This window comes from Rhodococcus sp. MH15 (assembly GCF_019266045.1).
GTDB classification, from domain to species: Bacteria; Actinomycetota; Actinomycetes; order Mycobacteriales; family Mycobacteriaceae; genus Rhodococcus_F; species Rhodococcus_F qingshengii.
The window spans coordinates 68,162-82,447 of sequence record NZ_LPNP01000057.1; the positions used below are offsets into that span (position 1 = coordinate 68,162).

13 protein-coding genes and 1 riboswitch are annotated in these 14,286 nt (G+C 63.8%); of the genes, 6 read left to right on the forward strand and 7 right to left on the reverse strand.

Features of this window, described 5'->3' with window-relative positions; all coding sequences use genetic code 11:
* Positions 1-61: 61 nt before the first annotated feature.
* A riboswitch (cobalamin riboswitch) is annotated at positions 62-209 on the reverse strand.
* A 6-nt stretch (positions 210-215) separates the two neighbouring features.
* A complete protein-coding gene (locus ATN37_RS03965; RefSeq protein WP_081557423.1) occupies positions 216-824 on the reverse strand; it encodes a TetR/AcrR family transcriptional regulator in 609 nt (202 codons plus the stop codon).
* Positions 825-876: 52 nt separating this feature from the next.
* On the opposite strand from ATN37_RS03965, the gene ATN37_RS03970 reads away from it, so the two are divergent.
* Genes ATN37_RS03970 through ATN37_RS03980 form a run of 3 tightly spaced genes read left to right on the forward strand, consistent with a single transcriptional unit; the run spans position 877 to position 3,104 of the window.
* Positions 877-1,815 carry an alpha/beta hydrolase gene (locus ATN37_RS03970; RefSeq protein ID WP_218694800.1) on the forward strand — a complete coding sequence of 313 codons (939 nt, stop codon included), beginning with the start codon at positions 877-879 and terminating at the stop codon, positions 1,813-1,815.
* 10 nt (positions 1,816-1,825) lie between these two features.
* Positions 1,826-2,773: a cation diffusion facilitator family transporter gene (locus ATN37_RS03975; RefSeq protein WP_165638639.1), complete on the forward strand. Its 948-nt coding sequence runs from the start codon at positions 1,826-1,828 to the stop codon at positions 2,771-2,773.
* A gap of 28 nt (positions 2,774-2,801) precedes the next feature.
* Entirely contained in the window at positions 2,802-3,104 is a 303-nt protein-coding gene (locus tag ATN37_RS03980; RefSeq protein ID WP_063314961.1) for a hypothetical protein, read from the forward strand.
* A gap of 58 nt (positions 3,105-3,162) precedes the next feature.
* Here ATN37_RS03980 and epsC read toward each other — a convergent pair whose 3' ends face one another.
* From epsC to ATN37_RS04010, 6 genes are all read right to left on the reverse strand, one after another.
* The gene (gene epsC, locus ATN37_RS03985; protein WP_003945907.1) at positions 3,163-3,741 is read right to left on the reverse strand and encodes a serine O-acetyltransferase EpsC; all 579 of its coding nucleotides are present in this window, start codon (positions 3,739-3,741) and stop codon (positions 3,163-3,165) included.
* 5 nt (positions 3,742-3,746) lie between these two features.
* Positions 3,747-4,682 carry a cysteine synthase A gene (gene cysK / locus ATN37_RS03990; RefSeq protein WP_003945916.1) on the reverse strand — a complete coding sequence of 312 codons (936 nt, stop codon included), beginning with the start codon at positions 4,680-4,682 and terminating at the stop codon, positions 3,747-3,749.
* Between the two features lie 181 nt (positions 4,683-4,863).
* The gene (locus ATN37_RS03995) at positions 4,864-6,693 is read right to left on the reverse strand and encodes a phosphoenolpyruvate carboxykinase (GTP) (protein WP_003945806.1); all 1,830 of its coding nucleotides are present in this window, start codon (positions 6,691-6,693) and stop codon (positions 4,864-4,866) included.
* A gap of 277 nt (positions 6,694-6,970) precedes the next feature.
* The gene (locus tag ATN37_RS04000; RefSeq protein ID WP_063314962.1) at positions 6,971-7,309 is read right to left on the reverse strand and encodes a DUF6802 family protein; all 339 of its coding nucleotides are present in this window, start codon (positions 7,307-7,309) and stop codon (positions 6,971-6,973) included.
* 134 nt (positions 7,310-7,443) lie between these two features.
* Positions 7,444-8,595, reverse strand: a complete 1,152-nt coding sequence (locus tag ATN37_RS04005; protein WP_231915004.1) for a hypothetical protein — start codon at positions 8,593-8,595, stop codon at positions 7,444-7,446.
* Between the two features lie 181 nt (positions 8,596-8,776).
* The gene (locus ATN37_RS04010) at positions 8,777-9,673 is read right to left on the reverse strand and encodes a GTPase domain-containing protein (RefSeq protein WP_218694802.1); all 897 of its coding nucleotides are present in this window, start codon (positions 9,671-9,673) and stop codon (positions 8,777-8,779) included.
* Between the two features lie 199 nt (positions 9,674-9,872).
* On the opposite strand from ATN37_RS04010, the gene trmB reads away from it, so the two are divergent.
* The 3 genes from trmB to ATN37_RS04025 are packed head-to-tail and all read left to right on the forward strand — an operon-like array spanning position 9,873 to position 14,285.
* A complete protein-coding gene (trmB, locus tag ATN37_RS04015; protein WP_037132323.1) occupies positions 9,873-10,631 on the forward strand; it encodes a tRNA (guanosine(46)-N7)-methyltransferase TrmB in 759 nt (252 codons plus the stop codon).
* Positions 10,628-11,335, forward strand: a complete 708-nt coding sequence (locus ATN37_RS04020) for an NYN domain-containing protein (protein ID WP_003945733.1) — start codon at positions 10,628-10,630, stop codon at positions 11,333-11,335. Before trmB ends, ATN37_RS04020 begins: the two co-directional genes overlap by 4 nt.
* 10 nt (positions 11,336-11,345) lie before the next feature.
* The gene (locus ATN37_RS04025; protein ID WP_007734492.1) at positions 11,346-14,285 is read left to right on the forward strand and encodes an MMPL family transporter; all 2,940 of its coding nucleotides are present in this window, start codon (positions 11,346-11,348) and stop codon (positions 14,283-14,285) included.
* The last annotated feature ends 1 nt before the right edge of the window (position 14,286 follow it).

Genomic DNA, 14,286 nt, shown 5'->3' on the forward strand with positions numbered 1-14,286 from the left:
GGTAGGTGGAGACAGAGCTCCGCCAACAGCATTCATGGTGTGACCGATCCATCCTCGTGGCATGACACAACGTCAACGAGGGTGGTATCTGGCTACGGTCGACGCAGGGACGACCTCACAGTGGCGGGACCGCGCCGGAATTGCACCGACTTCCCATTACCTCGATGATGACGTCAGAACCATAACGGACCGCGGTCACCATTCTCGACACCGGATCAAGGTTGCGACCCGATCATCGATCTCGCGTGCCGTACGACGGCTTCCGTTCGCACTCGAAGTTCTTCGGGTGAATCCGATTCCAGCACAACCCGATGCACCTGACTGTCCACGGCAGTCACGGTCAGCCGCGATGTCAGCAACGCATCCTCCGCACTGAAACCGTGGCTCTGGAGGCACTCCGAAAAGCCTAGTACCAGTTGACGATTCATTTCTTCGACCTGCTCGATGAGCTCACGCGTACGCGGAACCTGATCGTAGAGCAGGTGAAAGAACTCTCGCGGCTTACTGTTCACTTCGACCGCGCACTCCACCAACATCCGGACGGCCTCGTCCGGGGAGAGCTCACGCTCGACGATGTCGGCAAGGCAGAGCGCAAAACTCTCCCGCGCAGCACTCACGTGACGGTTCGCCAACTCCGAGAGGATCTCGTACTTGTCGCCGAAATACTGGTAGAGCGAGCCCACCGACACCCCTGCTTCGTCAGCGATCCGGTTGGTGGTCGCTGCCATGGCTTCCGAAGCGAAAACGCGAGTAGCTGCCTCCAGGATCGCGTCGTAGGTAGCCCTCGAGCGCTGCTGGGAGGGCCTTTTCCGCCGAGTCGACACGGTCCTCCGATGCGAGTTGTCAGCCGCGACGCCGATACCGAGAATTGTGTAGGTGACCAGCGCCGATTACTCGAAGTTTATGCCCGACCGGTACACCGACCACATGCCGGCGCCGACCCCGACGTGGTGGGAGTGGAACGGCAACACCGTCCACGTCGCAAGGGCAGTGGTTCCAGACGCGCCGGTTCGTGTTCTCGGCATCCACGGCGCCGGCGGCTACTCGGGCGCGTTGTGGCCGTTCGCCGGGATCGGCGTGAAACTCGGAGCCGAAGTCCTCTTCCCTGATCTTCCGCTGTACGGCGACACCGTCGTAGCCGATCCCGCCGGCGTCCGGTACGAGCAGTGGGTCGATCTCCTCTGCGATCTCGTCCGGGCCGAGAAGGCGGCCGACGATCGGCCGCTGGTGTTGTTGGGCGCCAGCATCGGCGGTCTGCTGGCCTACGAGGTGGCCGCGCGGACCGGTCTGGCCGACGCCGTCGTCGCTACCTGCCTGCTCGATCCCTCGGATCCATCGGCCAGAGCTGCCGCGGCGCGGTTCGGCCCGATGGGTGTCTACGGCGCTCCCCTGATGCGGCGCACCGAACGACTGGTGGGCCGTATCCGCGTGCCCATCCGTTGGGTCGCCGACGTCGCGAACCTGAGCAGCAATCGGGAGCTCGCAACGCTGTGCGCAACCGATCCGCGCGGTGGCAGTGTTCGGGTGCCACTCGGATTCCTCAGCAGCTACTTCTCGTTCGAGCACACCGCACCCGAAGCATTTCGGACGACGCCCGTTCTGCTCACCCACCCGGCCGACGACCGATGGACGCCACCCGAACTGAGCCTGCAGTTCCTCCGCCGCATCAACGCACCCACCGAATTCGTGATGCTGGACGGGTGCGGGCACTTTCCCGTCGAAGAGCCGGGCCTGACGCAGTTCCACGACGCCGTCGCCACACTGCTGCACTCCGTCGCCGAGCGTCACCGCACGAAACCGTCGTCACCCGCCTAGCCTGAGAATCGTGAGCACCGAAACGGAAGCATCGGCCGACGAGAGCACCACGACGGTCGTACTGGCGTTTGCGGCGAACGCGCTGATCGCCGGTGCCAAGACGGCGGCCGCCATCGTCACCGGATCTGCATCGATGGTCGCAGAGGCCACCCACTCCTGGGCCGATACCGGCAACGAAGTGCTGCTGCTGATCGCGAACCGCCGCTCGAAAAGGGTTCCCGACCGAGACCAGCCACTCGGCTACGGCCGGGAGGCATACATCTGGTCGATGTTCGCCGCTCTCGGACTGTTTGCACTCGGCGCGGGTGTCTCGATCACTCATGGCATCCAGGAACTGTTCCATTCCGAACCGGCGTCCGACTTCGGTGTCGCCTACGCCGTCCTCGGCGTCTCGTTCATCCTCGAAGGCATCTCGTTCCGGCAGGCGTACAAACAACTCCGAAACGAAGCGTCCGCCGTGAACCGCGACGTCATGACCCAGGCACTCAACACATCCGACCCGACGACTCGGGCCGTGTTCGCCGAAGATGCTGCGGCACTTATCGGTTTGGTCATCGCGTTCGTCGGTGTTCTGTTGCACCAGGTCACCGGTTCACCCATCCCCGACGCCCTCGGCTCCATCTTCGTCGGCATTCTCCTCGGGGTCATCGCAATCATCCTGATAGATCGGAACCGCCGCTTCCTGGTCGGCGAAGAGGCCTCACCGACGCTGCGGGCAGCAGCCATCGAAGCTCTCACCCAACTGCCCGAGATCAACCGAATCACGTTCCTGCGTATGGAATACCTCGGGCCGCGACAGGTCTACCTGGTGGCCAGCGTCGACCTGGTCGGTGACTACGCGGAATCCCGTGTGGCCCACACGTTGCGCGAACTCGAGCGCTCACTCGAGCAGAGCCCACGTGTCGTGCGGGCGATCCTGACCCTCTCGACCCCCGAAGAACCGTCGATCACAGTCTGAACTTCCGGCCGGGCGATAGGCTCGGGCGATGCGCACACTGATCGTGATTCTGGCGGTTCTGGGATTTGTCGTCGGGGGAATTCCCCTGGTGGGCAGTCTGATCGACGTGATGACCAGCCCTGACGAGACCATCGTCTATCAGGGCTCCTACGTACCGTTCCGGGACGTGCAGATGGCTCGGGACTACGAGTCGACAATAGCCACCGCCTACGAACCCTTAGACGGACCGCGCTGGCTCGTCCTGGCCTGCTATCCCTTGATCGGAGCAGCATTGGGCGCTGCGACGGCCGTCGTACTGGGACGTCGCGGGTGGCACCTGACGCGAGCCTGAGCCGACGCCGATGGCCACCCGCCGTCTACACGAGGGTGGCCATCGAAGAAGGAGTGCTTCAGATGTACATCGCCGGATCGATGTAGCTGTTCGGGTCCACCAGTTTTTCCTTGGTGGTCCGTGGCCGCGCCACCGCCGGGATACCCGTCGCGATGGATTCGGCCGGAACATCTCTGGTGACAACGGCATTGGCGCCGATAGCGCTACCTTCACCGATGACGACAGGTCCGAGGATCTTGGCACCAGCGCCGACGGTGACCCGGTCTCCCAGCGTCGGGTGACGCTTGACCTGCTCGAGCGAGCGACCACCGAGAGTGACGCCGTGATAGAGCATCACGTCGTTACCGACCTCGGCCGTCTCCCCGATCACGACGCCCATGCCGTGATCGATGAAAAACCGCCGACCGATGGTGGCACCGGGATGAATCTCGATGCCGGTGACGAAGCGTGTCAGCTGCGAGAGCACTCGCGCCGGGCCGCGTAGCGCAGGGACGGCCCACATGCGATGTGCAACCCGATGCGCCCAAATAGCATGCAGCCCTGAATAAACGAGCGCGTTCTCCACATTGCTGCGCGCGGCAGGATCCTGACCGCGCGCAGCCTGCAGGTCCTCGCGAATTGTCCCGAGGATACTCACAAGTCTCAGTCCCGGATGTGTTCGAACAGCGGGGTGGAGATGTAACGCTCGCCGAAGTCGCACACGACAGCCACGATCAGCTTGCCGGCGTTTTCCGGACGCTTCGCCAACTCGAGTGCTGCCCAGACGATGGCGCCGGACGAGATGCCGCCCAGGATGCCTTCCTTGGTGCCGAGTGCGCGAGCGACCTCGATGGAATCGGGGAACGAGACGTCGATGATCTCGTCGTAGATCTCGCGATCGAGGACGTCGGGCACGAAGTTCGCGCCGATTCCCTGGATCTTGTGGGGGCCGGGCTGGCCACCGTTGAGGATCGGCGAGTCGATGGGCTCGACGCCCACGATCTTGACCTCGGGCTTGTACTTGCGAAGGGTGCGTCCGACGCCGGTGATGGTGCCGCCGGTGCCGATGCCGGACACGAAGATGTCGACGGCGCCGTCGGTGTCGGCCCAGACCTCTTCGCCCGTCGTTGCCTCGTGGATGGCCGGGTTGGCCGGGTTCGCGAACTGGCTGGCCGAGACAGCGTTCTCGGTCTGCTCGACGATTTCCTTGGCCTTGGCGACCGCACCGGCCATGCCCTCGGATCCCGGGGTCAGCACGATCTCGGCGCCGTAAGCACGCAGCATCACGCGACGCTCGGTGGACATGGTCTCGGGCATGGTCAGGATGACCTTGTAGCCACGAGCAGCACCGACCATGGCGAGTGCGATACCCGTGTTACCGCTGGTTCCCTCGACGATCGTGCCACCGGGCTTGAGTGCTCCGGACTTCTCGGCGGCGTCGATGATCGCCACGCCGATCCGGTCCTTGACGCTGTTGGCCGGGTTGTAGAACTCGAGCTTGACGGCGACCTGTGCGTCCAGGCCCTCGGTCAGACGGTTGAGCCGCACGATCGGGGTGCGCCCGACCAATTCGGTCACGTTGTTGTAGATCCCGCTCATATCTGGTCCTCCTGAGGATCGAGTGTGTCGACCCGCTCGCTGATCACTGCTTTACGGCTGAACTGCATAACGGCTGAACTGCTTAACGGCTACAGGCAAGGGCATACAGACGACCGATGCCGCATCGGTTCATCAAATTGAACCAATGCGGCATCAGGCCACTACATACGGGGGCGGTTTATCAGGCCAACCGCTGCTTCAGAGCTTCGAACTCGTCGCGAATGCCGGTCGGCAGCTTCTCGCCGACGAAGTCGAACCACTCTTCGATGAGCGGGATCTCGGCCTTCCACTCGTCGATGTTGACCGCGAGGGCCTCGGTGATGTCGGCGTCCGACACGTCCAGGCCTTCGATGTCGAGTGCCGATCCGGTGGGAACGACGCCGATCGGGGTGTCGATACCGGCAGCCTTGTGCTCGATACGCTCGACGATCCACTTCAGGACGCGAGAGTTCTCGCCGAAGCCTGGCCACAGGAAGCGTCCGTCGTCGCCGCGGCGGAACCAGTTGACGTAGAAGACCTTGGGGAGCTTGGACGCGTCCGCGGACTTGCCGAGGTCGATCCAGTGCTGGAAGTAGTCACCGACGTTGTAGCCGAGGAACGGCAGCATTGCCATCGGATCGCGGCGAACCGTACCGACCTGGCCTTCGGCTGCTGCGGTCTGCTCGGAGCCGACCGTTGCACCCATGAAGACGCCGTGCTGCCAGTCGCGAGCCTCGGTGACCAGCGGAACCGTCGTCTTGCGGCGTCCGCCGAACAGGATTGCCGAGATCGGCACGCCCTTCGGGTCGTCCCACTCGGGAGCCATGATCGGGCACTGCGACATCGGGGTGCAGTAACGCGAGTTGGGATGAGCCGCATGGGTGCCCGACTCGGGCGTCCACTCGTTGCCCTTCCAGTCGATCAGGTGCTGCGGGTCGCCTTCGAGGCCTTCCCACCAGACGTCACCGTCGTCAGTCAGAGCGACGTTGGTGAAGACCGTGTTGCCCTGGTCGATGGTGCGCATGGCGTTGGGGTTCGAGGACCAGTTGGTGCCGGGAGCCACGCCGAAGAAACCGAATTCCGGGTTGACGGCGTACAGCTGTCCGTCCTCACCGAAACGCATCCAGGCGATGTCGTCACCGAGGGTCTCGGCGCGCCACCCGGGGATGGTCGGCTGGATCATCGCGAGGTTGGTCTTGCCACAAGCGGAGGGGAATGCCGCCGCGATGTAGTAGGCCTTGTCCTCGGGCGAGATGAGCTTGAGGATGAGCATGTGCTCGGCCAGCCAGCCCTCGTCGTGCGCCATTGCCGAGGCGATACGCAGCGAGTAGCACTTCTTGCCCAGGAGAGCGTTTCCGCCGTAGCCGGAACCGAAGCTCCAGATCTCACGATCCTCGGGGAAGTGGGTGATGTACTTGGTGTCGTTGCACGGCCACGCGACGTCTTCCTGGCCTTCGGCCAGCGGAGCGCCCAGCGAGTGCAGCGCCTTGACGAAGAATCCGTCGGTGCCGAGCTTGTCGAGAACCTTGCTGCCCATGCGGGTCATGACGCGCATGGATACGACGACGTACTCGGAATCGGTGAGCTCGACGCCCAGCTTCGGGTCCTCGGCGTCGAGGGGGCCCATGCAGAACGGCACGACGTACATGGTGCGTCCACGCATGCAACCGCGGTACAGGTCACCCATGAGGGTGCGCATCTCCGCCGGGTCCATCCAGTTGTTGGTGGGACCTGCGTCGATTTCTTCCTTCGAGCAGATGTACGTACGCGATTCGACTCGCGCGACATCGGACGGATCGGAGTTGCCGAGGAAAGAGTTCGGCTTCTTCTCGTCGTTGAGGCGGGTGAAGGTTCCTGCCTCGACCAACTTCGTTGTCAGTCGGTCCCATTCTTCGTCCGAGCCGTCTGCGAAGACGACGCGATCAGGCTGGGTGAGTTCGGCAACCTCTTGCACCCATGCAAGCAGTTCCTTGTGCTGCGTGGGGGGCGTGCCGTCAGTTCCATTGAGACCGGGAATGGTCGCTGAGGTCATCAAACTCTCCTGGGGTGAGCCGGAACCGGGTTCTCGTGACACCGGATGCGAACTGCAGCGCCCCGATACCAGTCGATCCCGGTGTCCCCCTCTCGACGGGGTCCAGCCGCGTCATCCACTCACGTGGATTTCACGGACGCCGGGTGTCCTATGTATTGAGGTTAACGCTGGCTGTTCACCTGCAGGTAATCGGGTGCGGTCAGAAATGTCACAGAAACGATTCAGTTGGTGTGTTCAGGTGCCTACCCGGCGCTCAGAGCACATAAACGGAAGCTTTTCAGAGCGCTCCGGCATCGATTTTCTGCCACACGAGGGCGCCTTCGTCGTCTCGACTGCATTCCCAGGCCGAGTAGTCGCCGTCCGACTCGATCATCGTGAGGCGATCGGCGCTACCGTCGCGATCGAAATCGGACACGATCACGACGGCGTCGTCGGAGTGGACGACACGGCTGTCGACCGTTCCGTCACCGTCCAAGTCGAAGGCGTCGAAGTTCAGGTCGCCGGCATCGACCGGTCCCGACGCGGGCCCGAAGGTCTCGGGCTCGATACGCCCAGGATCGAGCGCTTCGGCTTCGTGCCCGTCGATGTGTCCGGCCGTGATCAGAAATGCTTCCATTACTCCCCCTACTGGATGGTGACCTACTGCTTCGGCAACCCCTACCGAAACCGTCCGCTCAGTATTACCAGACCCCGACGATCAGTCGTGGCCGAAATTGCCGCACTGTGGAGAACTCTGCACTCGCGAAATGATCAGTAGGCGGTGTTCAAAACGGCGAGGTCGCGCTCGCACGACGCGAGCTGACCCGATCTGGCCGCGGCGAGCTCACGAAGTTCACCGTCGATCTCCACGATTCGGGCCTGCGCCGACGCCAACTGCTCGCGACTCTCCGCCATGATCGCCGCTCCCAGATCCGCCTCGGCCTCGAGCAGCACGCTCTGCACTCGCTGCTCCCACTGAGCGCGAACCGCCGACATCGATTCGACGATCCACGACCTGGAGTGGGCACGATCGGCCGTCAGCCCGCGAGTTCGCGCCAACCACCACGCCGCGGCGCCACCCAGAATCAACGTCACGGGGATACTTGCGAACTCCAAGGCCGGAATCATTTCCAGCGGAGTCACTGCGATACGGCCGAGGCCGAGACCCGCGGACGCGCCGACAAGAATTGTCACCCGGTCCTCGTTTCCGCGCTGACGGCCCGGCAGGCCCTCCGGAATCTGCGGGGAAGGCATGTATCCGTTCGTCCCCGCAGATTCCACCGCTGCCGCCATCGCGGCGTCGAACACCCGGGTGTGGTGGTCGACCTCGTGCTGCAGTCGCGTCGGCACGCTGCCCAATTCGGCTCGCGAGGCCGTGTCGACCCAGGCACGTGCCCCGGCGACCGTCGCCCGGGTTGCCTCGGCGATTTGTTGTGACAGATCCCCGCGCGCTCGTTGCAGTCGGCTTCGCACCTGCACCAGGCGTTCGCCTCGCCGGCCGTCACGGTCTGCGAGCAGCTGCGATCGCTCTGCCCGCAGTTCGGCACCAGGAACACCGTCACGTAGATTCCGGATCTCCATCTCGATCATCCGGCGCGTCTGTGCGATGACTCCGGAATCCGAACCACCTGCTTCCCTCTCCCGTGCCGCCCGGCTCACGACCGCAACGAGTGACTGCTCCTGACCAGGCGCAATCGGGACCACGGGAGCCTGCGCAAAAGCGGTGCAGTGCGAAGCGAGAATCTCGGCATCACGCCGGCGCACCGCCTGCCAGTCTCGATAGACGTCGACGCGGGTCAGCGCCACCACCACCGGGGTTCCGCTCGCCGCAGCGTCGCCGAGGAGAAGGAGATCCTCGCGTCCGATCACACTGGCAGCGTCGACGACCAGAAGTACGACGTCGGCGTCCACCTCGCGTGTCACTGTCGAACAGTCATCCGAAGCATCGAACATCTGCGCGACGTCTTCCCGTCCACACCGTGGTGGACCGACAACGTAAATGCGAGTGCCCCTGCATGTTTCGGCGGCGACCCGGCGACCCGGATCGGATGCCGGATTCCATCGCTGCACCACGCGGAGCACCGAATCCGGAAGTACCGAAACGCTATTCATCGGTCACCGCCGGGGCAGAGCGATCGCCTCCGAGCTGCGCCCACCGACGCACATACCCGCGTCGAATCAGTGAGACCCTTTGTTGCGGACACTGTTCCGACTCGTCCACGAGCTCGCCCCACCACCGGCTGCACGTGCCCGCGTCGTCAGCGGTACGAGGATCGGGAGGCTCGCCTTGACGCAGGGCTCGAATTTCGGGGCTCATCATCGCCGCCGCAGCGCCGAACAACACCGCGGAGTCCGAACTCAGATACAACTCGATCTCGTCCCTGCCCGCAATGCTGCGCGAGGCAGATCGCCTCAGCGCCGGGCCGATCTGCTCGACCCGGCCCCACCACTGCGCCTCCAGAACAGGTCCGAGAGCCGCGAACAACTCTTCGACGCCGCGCCCGGTCAGTGTCTCCACCGGAACCGTGGGCACGCCGACGTTCTCCGAGATTTCCGCCGCCCGTCCCAGCGCCTCGTCCCAGCGCGGACCGAACAAGTCAGCCTTGTTCGCAGCGACGACCACACGATCGGAAACTCGAGCAATGGCTCGGCCGTCGACGTCGCGGACCGCGTCGACCACCACGTAGACAACGCAACGACGACCCAGATCGGGGTTCGAAGTTCCAGGGACATCGAATGCCCTCGACTCGGTCACCACAACCGGTGCGCCGACAACTCTGCGCGAGAACCGGTCGTCGCGCCCCAGGATCCGCGCCAACGACGACCGCCCCACCCCGGCTCGCCCGGCGACCACCAATTCGAGCGGCGCGCTCAGCGATCCGAGCACCGAGTGAACCGCCTCGGCGGCTCCCGAATCGATCGATGTCAGCCGATATGCCAGAGCGCGCAACTGATCGATCGGCTCCACGCAGGCGTCGTCGATCGATTCTGCGGGCAACATTCGTGACCAATTACTGCATGCAAATCCTGTGTTCATCCCCACCCCACGTCCCCATCGTGTCGGTGAGATTCTGTCAGGTTCTCGGCAAGGACGGCAGGTGACACCGCCCTTTCGCCGACAGTCCGAAGTCGACGGTTTCAGGACTTTCCGTGGAAAGTCTCAACTCAAACTTCAGACCCGTCTGCGCTAAACGGGGGTCATGCGTGACAATGGGTTCGTGAACGAAGCCGATCAGCATGCACCGCAGACCCCTGACACGGGGCAGACGGACCACACCAAGGGGTCCCGTCTCCATCCGAGAGTGACCAGCTTTCGCTCTCGCCGGGGTGCGCTGACCGACGCACAGCAGCAGGCTTGGGACCGTCAGTGGCCGCTCATCGGCGCCGACGTCTCGGACACACCGCTCGACGCGAACGCCTGGTTCGGACGTGAAGCACCCCTGATCATCGAGATCGGTTCGGGTACCGGCACCGCGACGGCCGCAATGGCCAAGGCGGAACCGCACGTGAACCTGATCGCGATCGAGGTGTACCGCCCAGGGCTGGCGCAGCTTCTCCAGCAGGTCGAACGTGAAGAGATTCCCAACGTCCGCGTACTGCGCGGTGACGCGATGGACGTACTCGAGAACATGGTCGCCCCCGAGTCCCTGACGGGCGTCCGGGTGTTCTTCCCGGATCCGTGGCCCAAGGCCCGCCATCACAAGCGTCGCCTCCTGCAGGGGCCGACGTTCGCGCTGATCGCCAACCGTCTCAAGCCTGGCGGAGTGCTGCACGTGGCAACCGATCACGCCGAGTACGCCGAATGGATCGAAGAAGCCGGCAATGCCGAGCCGCTGCTGACCGCACTCGACTGGGAGTCTCCGATGACCCACGAGCGTCCGGTCACCAAGTTCGAGGACAAAGCCCATAAGGTCGGAAGTGCAATCACCGAGCTTATATGGGGGAAGATCAGAGCATGAGCGTCAGCGAACAGCTATCCGACGACGTGACGTCGTCGGAATCTCCTCTCGACTTCGGTCGTGACTCCCGCCACCCCAAGCGGGTGCTTCTGGTCTGGGACGCCCCTAACCTCGACATGGGCCTCGGCGCCATCCTCGGTGGCCGGCCTACCGCCGCCTACCGGCCACGATTCGACGCTTTGGGTCGTTGGCTGCTCTCTCGCACCGCCGAACTGTCCGCACAGAACAGCGGCACGCTCGAGCCTGAAGCGACCGTCTTCACCAACATCGCGTCCGGCAGCGCCGACGTCGTTCGTCCTTGGGTCGAAGCCTTGCGTAACGTGGGTTTCGCGGTGTTCGCCAAGCCGAAGGTCGATGAAGACAGCGATGTCGATTCGGACATGCTCGAGCACATCGCGCTCCGGTACGGCGAGGGCCTCGCCGGAATCATGGTCGCCTCCGCCGACGGCCAAGCGTTCCGCGAACCTCTCGAGGACATCGCAGCAACCGGTATCCCGGTCCAGGTTCTCGGGTTCCGTGAACACGCCAGCTGGGCTGTGTCGTCCGATATCTTGGACTTCGTCGATCTCGAGGACATCCCAGGTGTCTTCCGTGAGCCTCTGCCACGGGTAAGCCTGGACACCCTGCCCGACGAGGGCGCCTGGTTGCAGCCGTTCCGACCGCTTTCTGCCCTGCTCATCGGGCGAAAAAGTGTTGCCGAGTAGGAGTTGATCAGTGTTCGCCAGCTGGGGAAGCATCGTCTATCGAGCCCGCTTCACCGTCATCGCTGTCATGGTGGCGGGGCTCCTCGGGCTCGCTGCGTACGGCCTGAGCCTGCAGGATCATCTCAGCCAGAGCGGCTGGGACGATCCGGGGTCGGAATCGGTAGAGGCTGCCAAACTCGCTGACGGCACGTTCGGACGCAGCACGACGGGTGACGTTCTGGCGCTGTACACGGCGCCGGAGGGCAAGACCGTCGACGACCCCGAGTTCCAAGCGAAGGTCATCGACAATCTGCAGCGACTCGTCGCCGACAACCCCGACCAGATCATGAAGATCAACGGCTCGTACTTCAAGGTCGACAACGGTCTCTCGGTGGCGGCCCTGGCGGACAAGACCAAGCAACACGCGGTCACCAGCATCGCGATCGCCGGAGACAACGACACCGCGGTGTCCAACAACTTCCGCGACGTCGAGTCGCAGTTCTACATCGACGGCGTCGACGTGCAACTCGCCGGCCTGCAACCTGTCGCGAATTCGCTCAACGACACGATGGCCAACGACATCAAGCGCATGGAAATGCTCGCGATTCCTGCTGTCGGTGTCCTGCTGTTCTTCGTCTTCGGTGGCGTCGTCGCTGCTGCCCTCCCGTTGATCGTCGGCGGTCTGACCGTCATCGGCGCCAACGGCATCATTCGACTGATCACCAACTTCACCGAGGTCAACGCGTTTGTTGCGCCCGTGGTCTCTCTGGTCGGCCTGGGTCTGGCGATCGACTACGGACTGTTCATCGTCAGCCGTTTCCGAGAAGAGATAGCCGAGGGGTACGACACCCCGACCGCTGTACGCCGAACGGTCATGACGGCGGGTAGAACGGTCATGTTCTCGGCGACCATGGTTGCCGTCAGCCTCGGCGGTCTGCTGTTGTTCCCGCAGGGCTTCCTCAAATCGGTGGCTTACGGCGCCATTGCTGCCGTCATGCTTGCCGCGATCTCGTCCATCACGATTCTTCCCGCGATTCTCGGCATTCTCGGCAAGCGGATCGACGCGCTGACCTTCAAGAAGCTGCGCCAGACCAAGACCAACGAGGAAATCGAGAACGGTTTCTGGGGCAAGCTCACCCGCTGGGTCATGCAGCATCCGCTCAAGGTCGCGGTCCCGATCGTCGCGGCTCTACTGCTGATGATCATTCCGCTGACGGGCATCAAGTTCGGCGGTATCAACGAGACGTACCTGCCCCCGGACAGCCCCACGCGTGTCGCGCAGGCGCAGTTCGACGAACTCTTCCCCGGCAATCGCACCGAGCCCGTTCGACTCGTCATCGAGGGAGCCGACAACACCACCCTCGGTCAGATTTCCAAGACCGCAAATGCTGCGCCGGGTCTGGTCGAGAAGTTCACCCCGGAGGTTGCGACGAAGGACGGTGTCAACGTCCTCAAGGCCGGTCTGACGGAGCGGAACGAGGCACGTCCCACCATCGACTATCTGCGGTCCGCGGACTGGCCCGAGGGCACAACTGTGCTGGTCGGCGGTACTCCGGCCATCGAGCAGGACAGCGTCGACGCATTGCTCGATCGTCTGCCGCTGATGGTCGTATCCGTCATCCTGCTGACGACCTTGCTGATGTTCTTGACGTTCGGCTCGCTCGTCCTGCCCATCAAAGCCGCATTGATGAGCGCGCTCGGACTGGGTTCGACGCTCGGAATCTTGACCTGGATCTTCATCGACGGGCACGGTTCCGGTCTGTTGAACTTCACACCGGGGCCGATCATGTCTCCCGTCCTGGTGTTGATCATCGCGATCGTCTACGGCCTGTCGACCGACTACGAAGTGTTCCTGCTCTCCCGCATGGTCGAAGCGCGAGCGCAGGGCGCGAGTACTACCGAATCCATCCGTATCGGCACGGCACATACCGGACGAATCATCACCGCTGCCGCACTGATTCTGATCGTGGTCACCGGCGCATTCGGCTTGTCCGATCTGGTGATGATGAAATACATCTCCTACGGCATGATCTCCGCGCTGATCATCGACGCGACTCTCATCCGAATGTTCCTGGTCCCCGCGACCATGAAACTGCTCGGCGACGACTGCTGGTGGGCTCCGGCCTGGATGAAGCGGATCCAGCAGAAGATCGGGCTGGGCGAGCCGATCCTCGACAACGAGCTGGTACTCGCGAACGTCCCGCAGATCGCGCCTGTCGGTGCGATCGCCGGACCGGGTCAGCCGCGCAAGATCGAAGCGGCCTCGCGGGTCATGCCGCCGCCTGCCCCGGCTGCACAGCCGGAAAGCGGACCTCGCGTTCCCGATCCTCTCACCGAGCCCATTCCGCTCAGCGAAATGGCGATCAAGGCACCCAACACGGAGGCTCCCGCCGCGGAGAAGCCGGCACCGCGACGTCGTCTCGATATCGGGAGTGCAGCCAGCGCCCCCCAGAACCTGATCGAGGCACCGGTACCCAATCCCTCGTACCGGCCGCAACCGAATGCCAGCGACAAGCGCAGAAACCCCACGCCCGCTGCGCCGGCCGAGCGTCCCATCGAGAGTTGGTTGTCGGACCTGCGGGCCCGGGAACAGACTCCCCCGGCCTCACGTCCACTGCCGGTGGTCCGGACGCCTTCGCGGACAAACGGTTCGGCGACCAACGGTGCTGCCAGCAGCAGTTCAGGCTCCAACGGCGCGAGCCGGAACGGCTCCGCAAACGGTGCTACCAACGGCTCTGCAACAAACGGTTCAGCCCCGACCTCGGTGGAGGCGACCCCCCAGTCGCCGCCTCCACCGACCGCTCCGGAGCGTCGTAACGGGGTTTTCACGGATTCGCCTTCGCCTACCAACGAGCCCCGAGTCTCGGACGCCACCCCTGACGGCGACGACAACGCCACCGGCAGGCACCGGCCTGACGACGCAGGCGCCATCAGCGTGAGCGAGCTCATCGCTCGCCAGAAGCGAAGCTGAC